This window comes from Streptomyces sp. ATCC 21386, from assembly GCF_018728545.1.
In the GTDB taxonomy this organism is placed as follows: domain Bacteria; phylum Actinomycetota; class Actinomycetes; order Streptomycetales; family Streptomycetaceae; genus Streptomyces.
Genome location: NZ_JAAVVL010000001.1, coordinates 8,659,757 through 8,675,746 on the forward strand (window position 1 = coordinate 8,659,757; position 15,990 = coordinate 8,675,746).

The window sequence follows — 15,990 nt, forward strand, 5'->3', positions numbered from 1 at the left end:
GGAGATCATGTTTTCCACGCTCTTGCGAGCAGTACTAACAGCCTCCGGCCCGTGAAACCGGCCGAATAATCAACGTTCCACCCATGAGCAACCACCGTCGGACGTTCGCCGACGTTGTGGCCCTGGATCTCTTGCGAGATCTAGATGCTCCTTAGAAAGGAGGTGATCCAGCCGCACCTTCCGGTACGGCTACCTTGTTACGACTTCGTCCCAATCGCCAGTCCCACCTTCGACAGCTCCCTCCCTTGCGGGTTGGGCCACCGGCTTCGGGTGTTACCGACTTTCGTGACGTGACGGGCGGTGTGTACAAGGCCCGGGAACGTATTCACCGCAGCACTGCTGATCTGCGATTACTAGCAACTCCGACTTCATGGGGTCGAGTTGCAGACCCCAATCCGAACTGAGACAGGCTTTTTGAGATTCGCTCCGCCTCACGGCTTCGCAGCTCATTGTACCTGCCATTGTAGCACGTGTGCAGCCCAAGACATAAGGGGCATGATGACTTGACGTCGTCCCCACCTTCCTCCGAGTTGACCCCGGCAGTCTCCTGTGAGTCCCCATCACCCCGAAGGGCATGCTGGCAACACAGAACAAGGGTTGCGCTCGTTGCGGGACTTAACCCAACATCTCACGACACGAGCTGACGACAGCCATGCACCACCTGTACACCGACCACAAGGGGGCGACCATCTCTGGCCGTTTCCGGTGTATGTCAAGCCTTGGTAAGGTTCTTCGCGTTGCGTCGAATTAAGCCACATGCTCCGCTGCTTGTGCGGGCCCCCGTCAATTCCTTTGAGTTTTAGCCTTGCGGCCGTACTCCCCAGGCGGGGAACTTAATGCGTTAGCTGCGGCACCGACGACGTGGAATGTCGCCAACACCTAGTTCCCACCGTTTACGGCGTGGACTACCAGGGTATCTAATCCTGTTCGCTCCCCACGCTTTCGCTCCTCAGCGTCAGTAATGGCCCAGAGATCCGCCTTCGCCACCGGTGTTCCTCCTGATATCTGCGCATTTCACCGCTACACCAGGAATTCCGATCTCCCCTACCACACTCTAGTCTGCCCGTATCGAATGCAGACCCGGGGTTAAGCCCCGGGCTTTCACATCCGACGCGACAGACCGCCTACGAGCTCTTTACGCCCAATAATTCCGGACAACGCTCGCGCCCTACGTATTACCGCGGCTGCTGGCACGTAGTTAGCCGGCGCTTCTTCTGCAGGTACCGTCACTTTCGCTTCTTCCCTGCTGAAAGAGGTTTACAACCCGAAGGCCGTCATCCCTCACGCGGCGTCGCTGCATCAGGCTTTCGCCCATTGTGCAATATTCCCCACTGCTGCCTCCCGTAGGAGTCTGGGCCGTGTCTCAGTCCCAGTGTGGCCGGTCGCCCTCTCAGGCCGGCTACCCGTCGTCGCCTTGGTGAGCCGTTACCTCACCAACAAGCTGATAGGCCGCGGGCTCATCCTTCACCGCCGGAGCTTTCCACCACCAAGAGATGCCCCTAGTGGTTGTATCCGGTATTAGACCCCGTTTCCAGGGCTTGTCCCAGAGTGAAGGGCAGATTGCCCACGTGTTACTCACCCGTTCGCCACTAATCCCCACCGAAGTGGTTCATCGTTCGACTTGCATGTGTTAAGCACGCCGCCAGCGTTCGTCCTGAGCCAGGATCAAACTCTCCGTGAATGTGTACCCGTAATCGGGTGCAAACCACGAGAGCGGAACCACCGGAGGAATAGTCCGATGGTTCACAGCGTCCTCGCTGTGTTTGTTTCAAAGGAACCTCGTCCCAGCTGATGCTGGAGACGGGGTATCAACATATCTGGCGTTGATTTTTGGCACGCTGTTGAGTTCTCAAGGAACGGACGCTTCCTTTGTACTCACCCGAGTTGCTCTCGGGCTTTCCTCCGGGCAGTTTCCCTTCGGTCTTGCTGTCTTGCGTTTCCAACCTTACCAGATCCGTTTTCCGTTCCGTTTCCGGTCGGAATTCTTTTCCGGTGGCCGCTGGAGGGACCTTACCTAATTGATTGCCTTGCGGCTTTCTTTCGGTGAGTCCGACTTTATCAGAAGCTTTTGACCGGGCTGACCGGCCGTTCGTTCCTGATTCATCGGGTGGACTCGCTCGGCAATCGTGCATTCACGAGGAGTCGGTAGATTTTCACTGCCGCCCTGGGGTATGACCACCTCTAGGCAACTGTTCGAATCTACCTCCCCGCATCGGCCGTGTCAACAGCTCTTGCGGGAACGAAGAGGAGACTAACAGCCCGACGGGGGTGGACGCACATCAGGCGGCGGTGGGGACCGCGGCGCTGCGTTCGTGCTCCTCGACATCGCCCGTGTCACCGGCCCGGACGGCGCGTCCGCCCAGGACGTAGACGTACGCGAGGAAGGCGAGTTCGGCGAGGACGCCGATGGTGATGCGGGCCCACGTGGGGAGGCCGGACGGGGTGACGAAGCCTTCGATGGCGCCGGACACGAAGAGGACCAGCGCCAGGCCTATCGCCATGCCGAGGGCGGCTCGCCCCTCCTCGGCCAGGGCGGACCGACGGGTGCGGGGCCCTGGGTCGATGACGGTCCAGCCGAGCCGCAGCCCGGTGCCGGCGGCCACGAAGACGGCGGTCAGTTCCAGCAGGCCGTGCGGGAGGATCAGGCCGAGGAAGACGTCGAGACGGCCGGCCGAGCTCATCAGGCCGATGCCGACGCCCAGGTTGAGCATGTTCAGGAGCAGGATCCAGAGAACCGGCAGGCCGAGGAAGATCCCCAGGACCAGGCACATCGCGGCGGCCTGGGCGTTGTTCGTCCATACCTGGGCCGCGAAGGACGCGGCGGGATGGCTGGAGTAGTACGTCTCGTACTGACCACCGGGTCGGGTCATCTCGCGGAGCGCGTCCGGGGCGGCGATGCCGGCCTGGACTTCCGGGTGGGTACCGATCCACCACCCCAGGAGCACGGCGACAAGGGTGGAGAGCAGGGCTGTGGGAACCCACCAGTGACGGGATCGGTAGACCGCTGCGGGGAAGCCATGGGTCAGGAAGCGGGTGACGTCGCGCCAGGAGGCGCGCCGATTGCCCGTGACGGCGCTGCGCGCGCGTGCCACCAGTTGGCTGAGGCGCCCGGTGAGCTGCGGGTCGGGAGCGCTCGACTGGATCAGTGAGAGGTGGGTGGCGGTGCGCTGGTAGAGGGTGACGAGTTCGTCGACCTCGGCTCCGTCGAGGCGGCGCTGGCGGCGGAGCAGGGCGTCGAGGCGGTCCCACTCGGCACGATGGGCGGACACGAAGACATCGAGGTCCATCGGGTGTGCTGCTCCTTGTCCCTCGCACTGCGTGCCGGCTTGTCGTGCTGGTCCTGCTGATCGCACTGGTCGTACTGGGGCGCGATATGACCTCAGCTTGGCAGACTGGCCACTCTCAGGGCAGGTCAGGGGATGAATCCGGAAGGGACTACGGGTGTGAGTGAGCTAGTGACGGGCGAGGCGGTGGCGCTGGAGCTGCGCCCCGCGAAGCTGCCGAGCCGAGCGCTGGCCGTGCTGCTCGACCTGGTCGTGGCCGTGGTCGTCTACCTCGCGGTGGTCCTGGTCCTGGTGCTGTCGACGGCCGGTCTCGACGAGGCGGCGCAGATGGCGATATCCATCGCGAGCTTCCTGCTCGTCCTGGTGGGCGGGCCGATCGCGGTGGAGACGCTGAGCCATGGGCGTTCGCTGGGGAAGCTCGCCTGCGGGCTGCGGGTGGTGCGGGACGACGGGGGCCCGATCCGGTTCCGGCACGCGCTGGTGCGCGGGGCGGTCGGCGTGGTCGAGATCTTGATGACGTTCGGGGTCGTCGCCTGCATCGCCTCGCTCGTGTCGGCGCGAGGGCGTCGGCTGGGTGACGTGTTCGCGGGGACCTTGGTCGTGCGGGAGCGGGTTCCGGCCGGGCGGGCGGCGTTCGTTCCTCCGCCCCCGCCGTGGCTCGCGGGGCAGTTCTCCGCGCTGGACCTCTCCGCCGTGCCGGACGGGCTGTGGCTGGCCATCCGCCAGTACCTGACGCGGATGCGGCAGCTGGACCCGCATGTAGGCGCGGCCATGGCGGAACGTCTCGCCTCGGACCTCGCGGCCCGTACCGGGGCCCCGGCGCCCCACGGGGTGCCGCCGGGCGCGTATCTGGCGGCCGTGGTGCACGAGCGGCAGGCCCGGGATGCTCGCCAGGCCTTCCAGGGCAGGCCCGGGGTGGGTTCGGGTGCCGGTGTGGGCGCGATTGCAGGTGGTCCGGCCCCGGCTCCCGGCGGCGGCTTCGGGTACGCACCGCCTGCGGGAGCCGCTGGTCCCGCCCCCGTACCCCCACTCTCGCCCCCGCCTGGGCCTGCCGCCGGTGTTCCCGGCCCGGCCGCTCCCGGCGTCCCGCCCGCCTCCGAGCCGCCGCACGCGCCGTCTCCCGAGCGGCCGCCGAGCACCGGGTTCGCCCCGCCCGCCTGAGTCCTGGCGCCTGAGCCCTGGCGCCTGCGTCCCGGATCCGGCCGTGGGGCGCCGACACAGCGTCGGGCGGTCCGTCGGTCGCTCACCGGCGACGCGGGGCGGACCGTGCACTTCAGTCGAACGTGGACGGCGGTGTCTCCAGGTGCTCCAGCTCGATTCCGGGTGCTGCCAGGACGACGTCGCCAGCCAGGTGAACGGTGTGCCTCTCGCCTGTGTCCAGGGCTGTGACCTGGTATTCGTCCACCATCAGGGGGCCGTTGTCAGTGGCGTGTGCTTGTCTTTCGATCAAGGCCCAGGACTGGTCGAGGGTGCGCGGTGCCAGGACCGGGTCGGTGAAGGCGACGAGGCGTACGCGGGTGGCCGGGGCGGAGGGGGTGAGGCGCAGCAGGCGGGCAGTGGCGATCAGGAACGCCGGGGAGGTGCCGGTGAAGGCGTGGGCACGGACATTGCCTTCGGTGGCCTCCGTGCCGGTGGGGTCGGTGCGGACCCAGGTGACGCCGTCGAGGGCGGCGCCGCGGACCTGCCAGCTCGCGGCGTGGAGTTCGAGGCGGATGGGGCGGCCGAGTTCGTCGATGGCCAGGTCGACGGAGCCGGCGTGGTCGCCGGAGGGGGCGGTCAGTTGGGAGACGTAGCGCCAGCCGGAGGGGCCGGGCGCGCAGTGGAAGTGTTCTTCGGCGAGGAGGGTGTGGTCGTGCGGGTCATGGAGCGAATACCGGCCGCGGGGCATGGGGGTCCTGGGTCTTGACGGGCGGGTCCGGCCGACGGGACTGAGGCACCGAACGGGCAGGCCCCCGGCACGGGGGTGCGGGGGCCTGCCTGGGTGCTTCTGCCTGGGTGGGTGCGTCGAGGTGCGACGCACCCACCGCCGGGCGGATCAGTAGCGGTAGTGGTCCGGCTTGTACGGGCCCTCGACCTCGACGCCGATGTACGCGGCCTGCTCCGGTCGGAGGGTCGTGAGCTTCACGCCGAGCGAGTCGAGGTGGAGGCGGGCGACCTTCTCGTCGAGGTGCTTGGGCAGCGTGTACACGCCGATCGGGTACTCGGACTGCTTGGTGAAGAGCTCGATCTGGGCCAGCGTCTGGTCCGCGAACGAGTTGGACATCACGAACGACGGGTGGCCGGTGGCGTTGCCCAGGTTCAGCAGGCGGCCCTCGGACAGCACGATGAGCACCTTGCCGTCGGGGAACGTCCAGGTGTGCACCTGCGGCTTGACCTCGTCCTTGACGATGCCGGGGATCTTGGCCAGGCCGGCCATGTCGATCTCGTTGTCGAAGTGGCCGATGTTGCCGACGATGGCCTGGTGCTTCATCTTGGCCATGTCCGAGGCCATGATGATGTCCTTGTTGCCGGTCGTGGTGATGAAGATGTCGGCCTTGTCGACGACCTCGTCGAGGGTCGTGACCTGGTAGCCGTCCATCGCCGCCTGCAGGGCGCAGATCGGGTCGATCTCGGTGACGATGACACGGGCGCCCTGACCGCGCAGGGACTCCGCGCAGCCCTTGCCGACGTCGCCGTAGCCGCAGACCACGGCCGTCTTGCCGCCGATGAGGACGTCGGTGGCACGGTTGATGCCGTCGATCAGGGAGTGGCGGCAGCCGTACTTGTTGTCGAACTTCGACTTGGTGACGGCGTCGTTCACGTTGATCGCCGGGAAGAGCAGGACGCCGTCGCGCTGCATCTCGTACAGGCGGTGGACGCCGGTGGTGGTCTCCTCGGTCACGCCGCGGATCTCCGAGGCGAGCTGGGTCCACTTCTGGGAGCCCTCGGTGATGGTGCGGTTGAGGAGTTCGAGGATGACGCGGTGCTCCTCGTTCTCGGCGGTGTCGACCGCCGGGACCTCGCCGGCCTTCTCGTACTCGACACCCTTGTGCACCAGGAGGGTGGCGTCACCGCCGTCGTCGAGGATCATGTTCGGGCCGCCGGTGGGGCTGTCCGGCCAGGTCAGCGCCTGCTCGGTGCACCACCAGTACTCCTCCAGCGTCTCACCCTTCCAGGCGAAGACCGGGACGCCCTGCGGGTTGTCCACCGTGCCGTTCGGGCCGACCGCGATCGCGGCGGCGGCGTGGTCCTGGGTGGAGAAGATGTTGCAGGAGGCCCAGCGGACCCGGGCGCCGAGGGCGACCAGGGTCTCGATGAGAACAGCGGTCTGCACGGTCATGTGCAGGGAGCCGGTGACTCGGGCGCCGGCCAGCGGCTGGGACTCGGCGTACTCCTTGCGGATCGCCATCAGACCGGGCATCTCGTGCTCGGCGAGGGTGATCTCCTTGCGGCCGAAGGCGGCCAGGGAGATGTCGGCGACCTTGAAGTCCTGCCGGTTGTCGACAGTCGTCATTGCGAACTGCTCCTCGGTGTCGGGTCGAGGGTGGGTAGGGCTGGTCTGCGCGGCGGCGGACACAGGGGTGCCCCGAAGGAGACACGGGCATGCCCGCGTGCGCGCAGCGCAGTCCGTCGGAGGCCCTCTCTCCCTCGGTCGGTCCGCGGTGGGACCGCCCGACCGCCATCAGCAGCGACGTCTGGCTCCGTCCCAAGCTACACCGGTTGGCTCGGCCTGCCCCAGTCCGCCTGCGAACAGATCGAGCCGAAGAGAGCGGTCCGGCGGGGAACGGGCAGGGGCCCGTCGCGGTCGTTCGTGCGACGGGCCCCTGTGTTCGGCGCCTGGTGGAGCGGCCCGAAAGGGCCGGTGGGTCAGTGCTCGGCGGGAGCGGTCGGGCCGCCAGGGGCGGCTTCGGGGTCGGCGCCCCGGGCGGCTTCGGCCTCGCTGTAGATGTCGGGCTCCAGGTAGATGACGCGGGCGATCGGGACGGCCTCGCGGATGCGGGCCTCGGCCGCGTTGATGGCGTTCGCGACCTCGGTGGCCGTGTCGTCGTGCTGGACGGCGATCTTGGCGGCGACGAGGAGCTCTTCGGGGCCGAGGTGGAGGGTGCGCATGTGGATGACGCGGGTGACGGTGTCACCGTCGACGACGGCCTTCGCGATCTTCTCCACGTTCTCGGCGCCGGCGGACTCGCCGAGGAGGAGGGACTTGGTCTCGGCGGCGAGGACGATCGCGATCAGGATGAGCAGGACGCCGATGCAGAGGGTGCCGATGCCGTCCCAGACGCCGTCACCGGTGATCAGGGCGAGGCCGACGCCGCCGAGGGCGAGGATCAGGCCGACGAGGGCACCGAGGTCCTCCAGGAGGACGACCGGCAGCTCGGGGGCCTTGGCGTGGCGGACGAACTCGGTCCAGGACTTCTTGCCCCGCAGGACGTTGGACTCCTTGATGGCGGTCCGGAAGGAGAAGGTCTCGGCGATGATCGCGAAGACGAGGACGCCGACCGGCCAGTACCAGGCCTCGATCTCGTGCGGGTGCTTGATCTTCTCGTAGCCCTCGTAGAGGGCGAACATGCCGCCGACGGAGAAGAGGACGATGGAGACGAGGAAGGCGTAGATGTAGCGCTCACGGCCGTAGCCGAAGGGGTGTTCGGCGGTCGCCTCGCGTTTGGCCTTCTTGCCGCCGAGGAGCAGCAGGGCCTGGTTGCCCGAGTCGGCCAGCGAGTGCACGGACTCGGCGAGCATCGACGACGAGTGGCTGAAGAGGAACGCCACGAACTTCGCTACCGCGATCGCGAGGTTGGCGGCGAGTGCCGCCACGATCGCCTTGGTGCCGCCTGACGCGCTCATGTGTCCGAGGTGTCCCTTCGCCTACGCATACGTCTGTGCGTGGGATGGGTACCCACGCTTCGGTCCGTCACCGGCCGGGCTTTGCCCGCCTTTTGCAGGGGGCATTGTTGCAGCCCGGCCCGGTGTCGGTGCGTCGGGTCGTGGATCGGGAGGGAACGCGGACCGGAAGGGGGCGTGGATCGGAAGGTGGCGTGGATCGGGGGTACGTCAGGCCGTCACGCGATCACGGTCGCGCGGAACAGCGTGCCAGGGCCGGACACCTCGGCCTTCTCGTCCGCCGGTACGAAGACGGACTCGCCGGGGGCGAGCGTATGTTCGCCCGCGCGGACCGAACCGGCGGTGCAGAGAAAGATCTGCGGGGTGGCGCGGGTGAGGTCGTGCGGGGCGGTGGCCTCGGGTAGGACGAAGCGGGAGAGGCGGAACTCGTCGATGGGCGTCTCGTAGACCTCTTCGCCGTCGGGGGACGCCTCCGGGCGCAGCACGCCCGGGTCGGTCGCCTCGAAGCGGACGATGCGCAGGAGTTCGGGGACGTCGACGTGCTTGGGGGTGAGGCCGCAGCGCAGCACGTTGTCGGAGTTGGCCATGATCTCGACGCCGAGGCCGTTCAGGTACGCGTGCGGGATCCCGGCGCCCAGGAACAGGGCCTCGCCGGGCTGCAGGCGTACGTGGTTGAGGAGCATGGCGGCGATGATGCCGGGGTCGCCCGGGTAGTGGTGGGCGATGTCGGCGTAGGGGGCGTGGGCGCCGCCGAGGCGGGCGCAGGCGGCCGCGGCCTCGGTGACGGTGTGGGCCATCTCCTCGGGGTCGGCGCCCAGAACGGCGGTCAACACCTCGCGCAGCGCCGCCTCTTCGGGGTGGGCGTGCAGGAGGTCGACGTACGGCTTGAGGGAGTCGACGTCGAGGGCGGCCAGCAGCTCGGCGGCCCGCAGCGGTTCGCGGAAGCCGCACAGGCCGTCGAACTCCGTGAGGGCGCAGATCAGTTCCGGCTTGTGGTTGGCGTCCTTGTAGTTGCGGTGGCCCGCGTCGATGGGGATGCCGCGCCGCTGCTCGTCCTCGTACCCCTCCCTGGCCTGTTCGAGGTCGGGATGGACCTGGAGGGAGAGGGGCGCGCCGGCGGCGAGGAGCTTCAGGAGGAAGGGGAGGCGGGGGCCGAACTTCTCGACGGTCCGGGTGCCCAGCTCGCGTTCCGGTGCCTCGTCGATCACCTGGGTGAGGGGGCCGCGCCCGGTGCGCGAGGGTGCGCCGGGGTGGGCTCCCATCCACATCTCCGCCTGCGGCTCGCCGGTGGGGGCCACTCCGAGGAGCTCCGGGATGGCGGTGGTCGAACCCCAGGCGTAGGGGCGGACGGTGTTGTCGAGGCGGTCCATGGTGTGTGTTTCTCCGTACGTGGGGAGCCGGCCGGGCCCCGGTCGAGGTCGGACCCGGTCGGGATCGGGCTCCGCGTGGGTCGGGCTCCGGAAGCGTCCGCGAGGATCAGACCCCGGAAGCGAGCGACAGGTAAACGGCGGCGAAATCGGTGATGGCGATCATCTCCGCGAGGGTCTCCAGGTCGCTGCCATCCTCGGGTTCCAGCTCGCTGATCGCGGTGTCGTGGCCGAGGGCCAGCTCGCGGGCGGCCGGGACGGCGCTGAGGCCACCGGTGGGGCGGTCGCGCAGGAGCACCACGCGCGCGTGGAGGGCGGGCGTCTCCTCGACGCGGTCGCGGAAGAAGTCGTCGGGGTCGGCGCTCGCGGCGAGCGGACCGGACAGCAGCACGGTGTGCGAGGCGAGCGCCTCCGGCAGTTGTGCGGCGAGGGCCGGGCGCCCCGCCAGTTCGGCGAGCGCGGAGGCGAAACGGCGGCCCACGGGGCCTGCGGCCTGGCCCTCGGTCCAGATCACCGGGAGGGCGTCGGCCAGCTCGGCGGCGAGTGTCTTGGCCGGGTTGCTGTAGGTGGCGATGGCGGGGCCGCAGCGCTCGGCGACGTGGTCGAGGCGGTCGGCGACCTTCTGCAGGGCGTCCGGAGCGGCGGCGACCAGGCCGGTGCGGTCCAGCAGCGCGAGCATCGGGGTGAGCAGCGCCCACAGCACGCCGGGGGCGGCGGCGCCGAGGGGTACTTCCTGCTCGTACGGGCCGGTCGCCATCGGTACGAAGAGTCCGTGGGCGCCTTCCACGGCCTCGGCGACCGGGGTACGGGGCGGGGCGACGGCCACGACCGTGCAGCCGCGCCGGTAGGCCTGGTCGATCAGGAGCGACAGGCCGGGTTCGGCGCCGTCGGCGGTGGCGACCATGAGGAGGTCGACCGAGCCCGCCCAGCCCGGGAGCTCCCAGCGGAGGGCACCCGCCGCGGGGGCCACGCCGGTGGGGTGCAGGCGGGTGATGAGGCAGCTGGATCCGGCGAGGGCGCCGAGCAGGTCGGCGACGCCCGCGGAGGCCATGCCGGGGCCCGCCATCAGGAGGGCGCGGGGCCTGCCGTCGGGTTTCAGGTCGGGGATGCCGGCCTCGGTGCCGAGCCGGATGGCCGTGCGGACCCTGGCGCCCGCCTCGGCGGCGCCGCGGAGCAGGTCGCGGCGGTCCGCCTCCGACAGGGCGTCGGGGGTGTCTAGCAGCGATTCGTCGAGCATGGGCGGCAGCCTCCGATGGCCGGGTGCTCTGATACGCCTCTTCGCCGGGTTTCCCGGCTCGTGCGGGGTTACGCCTCGCACGGGAGCGTGATCGCGCGGGACCTGCGGGTCACGCGGGGCGGCGGGCCTCGTCGACGAGGAGTACGGGGATGCCGTCCCGGATCGGGTAGGCGAGGCCGCAGGTCTGGCTCGTGCAGGTCAGCTCGGTGTCCTCCTCCGTGAGGGGGGCGTGGCACGCCGGGCAGGCGAGGATCTCCAGGAGGCCGGCTTCGAGCGGCATGTCGGGGTCCCTTCGGGGGCAAGTTCGTGCGGTGCGGCCTGGTCAGAGTACCGCCGTGCGAGGGTTGGCGCCGGGGTTGGGGGCCGGTGCCGTTTGCGCCCGCGCCGCCCTCACCCGTCCCGCCTCAAGGGGCTGCGCCCCGTTGGCCCCCACACGTCCGCCCGGTGGGGCTTCTCGCGCAGTTTCCCGCGCCCCTGGAAAAGCAGGGGCTGCGCCCGGTGCTCTTCCAGATCAGGACCTGATGATCGCCAGGACCTCGTCCCTCACCCTTGCCATCGTCGCCTCGTCCCTCGCCTCCGCGTTCAGTCGCAGGAGGGGTTCCGTGTTGGAGGGGCGGACGTTGAACCACCAGTCGGTCGCGGAGACCGTGAGGCCGTCGAGGTCGTCGAGGGTGATGTCCTCGCGGTTGCCGTAGGCGGAGCGGATCGCGGCCAGGCGGCCCGACTGGTCGGCGACCGTGGAGTTGATCTCGCCGGAGCCGGCGTAGCGGTCGTACTCGGCGAGGAGGCCGGAGAGGGGGCCGTCCTGGCTGCCGAGGGCGGCGAGGACGTGGAGGGCGGCCAGCATGCCCGTGTCGGCGTTCCAGAAGTCCGCGAAGTAGTAGTGGGCGGAGTGCTCGCCGCCGAAGATGGCGCCGGATCTGGCCATCTCGGCCTTGATGAAGGAGTGGCCGACTCGGGTGCGCACCGGCGTACCGCCGTTCTCGCGCACAACCTCCGGGACGGACCAGGAGGTGATCAGGTTGTGGATGACCGTGCCCTTGCCGCCGTGCCTGGCGAGTTCGCGGGAGGCGACCAGGGCGGTGATCGCGGAGGGCGAGACGGCGTCGCCCCGCTCGTCGACCACGAAGCAGCGGTCGGCGTCGCCGTCGAAGGCGATGCCGAGGTCGGCGCCCTCCTCGCGGACGCGCTTCTGGAGGTCGACGATGTTCGCCGGGTCGAGGGGGTTGGCCTCGTGGTTCGGGAACGTGCCGTCCAGCTCGAAGTACATCGGGACCAGGTCCAGCGGCAGGCCCGCGAAGACCGTGGGGACGGTGTGGCCGCCCATGCCGTTGCCCGCGTCGACGACGACCTTCAGGGGGCGGACGGAGGTGAGGTCGACGAGGCCGCGCAGGTGCGCCGCGTAGTCCTCCAACGTGTCCCGGTGGGTGATCGTCCCCGGTGTGGCGGCCGGGGCCGGGGCTCCCGACTCGCTCCAGGCCTCGACCAGCTCGCGGATCTCGGCGAGACCTGTGTCCTGGCCGACGGGGGCGGCTCCGGCGCGGCACATCTTGATGCCGTTGTACTGGGCGGGGTTGTGGGAGGCGGTGAACATCGCGCCGGGCAGGTTCAGCGCGCCGGACGCGTAGTAGAGCTGGTCCGTGGAGCAGAGGCCGATCTCGGTGACGTCCACGCCGAGCGCCGCCGCGCCGCGTGCGAAGGCTCGGGACAGGCCGGGCGAGGAGGGCCGCATGTCGTGGCCGATCACGACGGCGTCCGCGCCGGTCACCTGGGCGAAGGCCGCGCCGAAGAGTTCGGCCAGGGGCTCGTCCCACTGGTCCGGGACCACCCCGCGTACGTCGTACGCCTTCACGATCGTCGACAGATCAGCCGCCACGGCCACACCCTCCTGAAGTCCCCACCGGATCACCCCAAACTACCCGGGCGCACCGACAGCCGACGGTGCTACCTCCGAGTGGCCGCCCGGGAGGGCGCCGGTGCGGCTGGAGGCCCCTCAGGGAAGCATCCATTCCAGTACGGGCGTGCTCTGCCCCACCACGATCAGGCACATCACCAGCAACAGCCCGAGGCTCCATGGCAGCACCTTGCGCAGCAGGTCGCCCTCGCGCGCGGCGAGGCCGACGGCGGCGCAGGCGATGGTGAGGTTCTGCGGGGAGATCATCTTGCCGAGGACCCCGCCGGAGCTGTTGGCGGCGGCGAGCAGTTCCGGCGACAGGCCCGACTCGCGGGCCGCGCTCACCTGGAGGGCGCCGAACAGGGCGTTGGCGGAGGTGTCCGAGCCGGTGACCGCGACGCCGAACCAGCCTAGGACGGGCGACAGGAAGGCGAGGCCCGCGCCGGCCGCCGCCACGAAGTGGCCGATGGTGGCCGCCTGTCCGGAGAGGTTCATGACGTAGGCGAGGGCGAGCACGGACGTCACGGTGAGGATCGCGAACCGCAGTTCGTGGACCGTCGCGGCCCACTCCCTGACCGCCACGCGCGCGTGGACACCCAGGACGACGGCCGTGCACACACCGGCGAGCAGCACCAGCGTGCCGCCGGTGGACACGATCGGCCAGGTGAAGACGTTGCCCCCGACGGGGTCGCCGGCGGGGTCCGTGACGTTCAGGAAGGGCCAGTCGTACGTCCGTGTCGCCCCGGCCAGCCAGTTCTTCACCGCCGGGATCTGGGCGACGGAGAAGATCACGACGATCAGCGCGTACGGGGCGTAGGCGCGCAGGACTTCGCGCCGGGAGTCCCGCTCGTCGAGGTCGTGGCTGCGTACGCCGGTCAGGACGGCGGCGCGCACGGGCTCGGCGGCGGGCCGACGGGCCCGCGGTACGGCGACGAGGGCGGCCGCCCCCAGCAAGGCGGCCCCGATGTCGGCGAGTTGCGCGGAGACGTAGTTGGAGGCGATGAACTGGGCGACGGCGAAGGCGAGTCCGCACGCGAGGGCGGGTGCCCAGGTCTCGCGCAGCCCGCGCCGCCCGTCGACGAGCCAGACCAGGACCAGGGGCACCACGAGGGCGAGCAGCGGTGTCTGGCGGCCGACCACGGACGCGACGGTGTCCAGGGGCAGTTCGGTGACCTGGGCGAGGGTGACGACCGGGGTGCCCATGGCGCCGAAGGCGACGGGCGCGGTGTTGGCGACCAGGGCGACCACGGCGGCCTTCACCGGTTCGAAGCCGAGCGCGACGAGCATGACGGAGCAGATGGCGACCGGCGCGCCGAAGCCGGCGAGGGCTTCCAGGAGCGCGCCGAAGCAGAACGCGACGACGAGCGCCTGGATGCGCGGGTCGTCGGAGAGTCGTCCGAAGGAGCGGCGCAGGATGTCGAAGTGCCGGGTGTGGACGGTCATCCGGTACACCCACAGGGCGTTGACGACGATCCACATGATCGGGAAGAGGCCGAAAGCGGCCCCCTGGGCGGCGCTGGAGAGCGTCTGGGCGAGCGGCATGCGGAAGGCGAGCCAGGCGACCAGAAGGGCCGTCAGGAGGCCGATGAGGCCTGCCAGATGGGCTTTCAGTCGCAGACCGCCGAGCAGGACCAGGACGGTGGCGAGAGGCAGGGTCGCGACGAGGGCGGACAGGCCGAGTGAACCGGCCACGGGTTCCAGTTGCTGGACGTACACGGAGCCTCCCCGGATTCCGCGATGCGGAAGCGGCTTCTCACGGCACGGGCACCCGGAATGATCGCGTCCGCACCGACACGACGTCAACGGGTGCGCGCCACGGAGCGGAACGGCGCGATCGGAAACAGCCACGACGGGATGGAGGGCGGTGGGATGGATTCGCCGATTCGCGGACTCACGGGCTCACGGGCTCACGGGCTCACGGGCTCACGGGCTCACGGCAACGAGCCCTCGCGGGGCTTCAGTTCGCCGTCGGAGAGCGCGTGCTCAGTTGTCCGGTGAGCGCAGCACCCGGAGGTGGCCGCGGCGGGCGACCTCCATCGGGTCGGCCGTGCGGGCGCCGCCACCGGCCTCGGCCGCGCGCTGCTGCGGGCGGGCCGCCTCGCGCACGGCGTTGGCGAGGGCCTCCAGGTCGTCACCGCTGGGGCGCGCGGGGGCCGAGGCGTCCAGCAGCCGTACGACCTCCCAGCCGCGCGGCGCGGTGAGGCGCTCGGAGTGCTCGGCGCACAGGTCGTAGCAGTGGGGTTCGGCGTAGGTGGCGAGGGGGCCGAGGACCGCGGTCGAGTCGGCGTAGACGTACGTCAGCGTCGCGACGGCGGGGCGGCCGCAAGCGGTGCGCGAACAGCGACGTACAGGGCTCACGACGTTGGACGGTACCGCACTCTTGAGCGGGCCGCGACGACTCTGCACCAGGTCACTCCCCCGTGTCGTGCTGTGAAACGCCCCACACACCCCTCCGAACCCACGGCGTTGACCTGCGAGTAACCCCGCGTCCGGAGTGCCGAACGACGCCGAACGCGATCAATTTCCTGTACAAACCAGTCCAATTGGCGCGAGTTCGCCGGTCTCGTGGAGATACGGAAACGAGCCCAACCTTGGCTGGAATGGTCATCCCGCGACATGCCCAGCGGCGCGCCGATGTGTCGCCGTACGGCGCGCCGGTTGGACGTGCCAGGTCAGCGGTGTGGGTCCGGAGGCGTGGCCGGGAGTGTGGAGCCGGACGGGCGGACCGTCCGGGGACTACGCTTCACAGGTGATGGACGACCTCGTACCGCCCCGCGCCGCCTCCGCACCCGGGCCCCGCCGCCGTGATCGGCACGGCAGGGGGATGCGCGGGCCGATCGCGCCGCCGCAGGTGCCGCTCGCGGCGAGCCGCGCGGACGTCTTCGCCGATCTCGTGCAGGACTCCGTGGAGCGGCTGGAGCGGCGGTGGCCGCAGCTGGCCGACGTCGACTTCCTCGTGCTGGAGGTGCCGCGGCTCGACGGGCCGTCGGACGGGGCGTGGAACGACGAGGCGGTGCCGCTCGGGGGGATCGTGGGGGCGCGGGAGGGGCGGCCGGCCCGTGTGGTCGTGTATCGGCGGCCGGTGGAGATTCGTACCAAGGGGCGCGAGGAGCGGGCCGCGCTGGTGCATGAGGTCGTGGTGGAACAGGTGGCCGAGTTGTTGGGGCTGAATCCGGAGACTGTGGATCCTCGGTACGGGGAGGACTGACCCGGGGGTGGGGATTCGCCCCGGAGGGATTTCGCCCCTGCCGCCCCTACCCGTCCCATCCTCGCAAGGGGCTGCGCCCCTTCGACCCCCGCACGTCCGTCCGGGGCTGGTCGCGCAGTTCCCCACGCCCCTGAAAAGCGGGGGCTGAAGCGTTCAGTTGTCAGGCGAGCCCCGGCCCT

Annotated in this window: 12 protein-coding genes and 1 rRNA gene; 2 read left to right on the plus strand and 11 right to left on the minus strand. The window is 69.8% G+C overall.

The features are described from left to right. Positions 1-155: 155 nt before the first annotated feature. Positions 156-1,681: ribosomal RNA gene (locus GWK25_RS37080) — 16S ribosomal RNA — on the minus strand. Positions 1,682-2,279: 598 nt separating this feature from the next. Then, positions 2,280-3,287, minus strand: a complete 1,008-nt coding sequence (locus GWK25_RS37085; protein WP_215455848.1) for a stage II sporulation protein M — start codon at positions 3,285-3,287, stop codon at positions 2,280-2,282. A gap of 156 nt (positions 3,288-3,443) precedes the next feature. Here GWK25_RS37085 and GWK25_RS37090 point away from each other — a divergent pair, with 156 nt between their 5' ends. Beyond that, positions 3,444-4,445, plus strand: coding sequence for an RDD family protein (locus GWK25_RS37090; RefSeq protein WP_215455849.1), 1,002 nt, complete (start codon positions 3,444-3,446; stop codon positions 4,443-4,445). 112 nt (positions 4,446-4,557) lie between these two features. Here GWK25_RS37090 and GWK25_RS37095 read toward each other — a convergent pair whose 3' ends face one another. The 9 genes from GWK25_RS37095 to GWK25_RS37135 all read right to left on the minus strand — a co-directional run bounded on the left by GWK25_RS37095 (position 4,558) and on the right by GWK25_RS37135 (position 15,009). Beyond that, positions 4,558-5,172, minus strand: a complete 615-nt coding sequence (locus GWK25_RS37095; protein WP_215455850.1) for a hypothetical protein — start codon at positions 5,170-5,172, stop codon at positions 4,558-4,560. Between the two features lie 147 nt (positions 5,173-5,319). Continuing rightward, complete coding sequence (gene ahcY / locus GWK25_RS37100; RefSeq protein WP_215455851.1) at positions 5,320-6,777, minus strand: adenosylhomocysteinase; 1,458 nt, start codon at positions 6,775-6,777, stop codon at positions 5,320-5,322. A gap of 353 nt (positions 6,778-7,130) precedes the next feature. Beyond that, the gene (locus tag GWK25_RS37105) at positions 7,131-8,108 is read right to left on the minus strand and encodes a cation diffusion facilitator family transporter (RefSeq protein ID WP_215455852.1); all 978 of its coding nucleotides are present in this window, start codon (positions 8,106-8,108) and stop codon (positions 7,131-7,133) included. A 215-nt stretch (positions 8,109-8,323) separates the two neighbouring features. Continuing rightward, on the minus strand, positions 8,324-9,475 hold the full coding sequence (manA, locus tag GWK25_RS37110) for a mannose-6-phosphate isomerase, class I (protein WP_215455853.1): 1,152 nt from the start codon (positions 9,473-9,475) through the stop codon (positions 8,324-8,326). Between the two features lie 106 nt (positions 9,476-9,581). Further along, positions 9,582-10,709 carry an SIS domain-containing protein gene (locus tag GWK25_RS37115; RefSeq protein ID WP_215455854.1) on the minus strand — a complete coding sequence of 376 codons (1,128 nt, stop codon included), beginning with the start codon at positions 10,707-10,709 and terminating at the stop codon, positions 9,582-9,584. Between the two features lie 109 nt (positions 10,710-10,818). Further along, positions 10,819-10,989: a Trm112 family protein gene (locus tag GWK25_RS37120; protein ID WP_215455855.1), complete on the minus strand. Its 171-nt coding sequence runs from the start codon at positions 10,987-10,989 to the stop codon at positions 10,819-10,821. Between the two features lie 231 nt (positions 10,990-11,220). Beyond that, positions 11,221-12,585 (minus strand): phosphomannomutase/phosphoglucomutase, encoded by a 1,365-nt coding sequence (locus GWK25_RS37125; protein WP_215455856.1) that lies wholly within the window; start codon positions 12,583-12,585, stop codon positions 11,221-11,223. Positions 12,586-12,702: 117 nt separating this feature from the next. Next, on the minus strand, positions 12,703-14,319 hold the full coding sequence (locus tag GWK25_RS37130) for an L-lactate permease (RefSeq protein WP_215455857.1): 1,617 nt from the start codon (positions 14,317-14,319) through the stop codon (positions 12,703-12,705). A gap of 267 nt (positions 14,320-14,586) precedes the next feature. Further along, positions 14,587-15,009: a DUF3499 domain-containing protein gene (locus GWK25_RS37135; RefSeq protein WP_086804662.1), complete on the minus strand. Its 423-nt coding sequence runs from the start codon at positions 15,007-15,009 to the stop codon at positions 14,587-14,589. A gap of 346 nt (positions 15,010-15,355) precedes the next feature. On the opposite strand from GWK25_RS37135, the gene GWK25_RS37140 reads away from it, so the two are divergent. Next, positions 15,356-15,811: a metallopeptidase family protein gene (locus GWK25_RS37140; RefSeq protein WP_215457857.1), complete on the plus strand. Its 456-nt coding sequence runs from the start codon at positions 15,356-15,358 to the stop codon at positions 15,809-15,811. Positions 15,812-15,990: the final 179 nt, after the last annotated feature.

What these genes read in the sequence shown, in the direction of transcription:
- GWK25_RS37085 (WP_215455848.1), bottom strand. Translation starts at nt 3,287, where the DNA reads ATGGACCTCGATGTCTTCGTGTCCGCCCATCGTGCCGAGTGGGACCGC.
- GWK25_RS37095 (WP_215455850.1), bottom strand. Translation starts at nt 5,172, where the DNA reads ATGCCCCGCGGCCGGTATTCGCTCCATGACCCGCACGACCACACCCTC.
- ahcY (WP_215455851.1), bottom strand. Translation starts at nt 6,777, where the DNA reads ATGACGACTGTCGACAACCGGCAGGACTTCAAGGTCGCCGACATCTCC.
- GWK25_RS37105 (WP_215455852.1), bottom strand. Translation starts at nt 8,108, where the DNA reads ATGAGCGCGTCAGGCGGCACCAAGGCGATCGTGGCGGCACTCGCCGCC.
- manA (WP_215455853.1), bottom strand. Translation starts at nt 9,475, where the DNA reads ATGGACCGCCTCGACAACACCGTCCGCCCCTACGCCTGGGGTTCGACC.
- GWK25_RS37115 (WP_215455854.1), bottom strand. Translation starts at nt 10,709, where the DNA reads ATGCTCGACGAATCGCTGCTAGACACCCCCGACGCCCTGTCGGAGGCG.
- GWK25_RS37120 (WP_215455855.1), bottom strand. Translation starts at nt 10,989, where the DNA reads ATGCCGCTCGAAGCCGGCCTCCTGGAGATCCTCGCCTGCCCGGCGTGC.
- GWK25_RS37140 (WP_215457857.1), top strand. Translation starts at nt 15,356, where the DNA reads ATGGACGACCTCGTACCGCCCCGCGCCGCCTCCGCACCCGGGCCCCGC.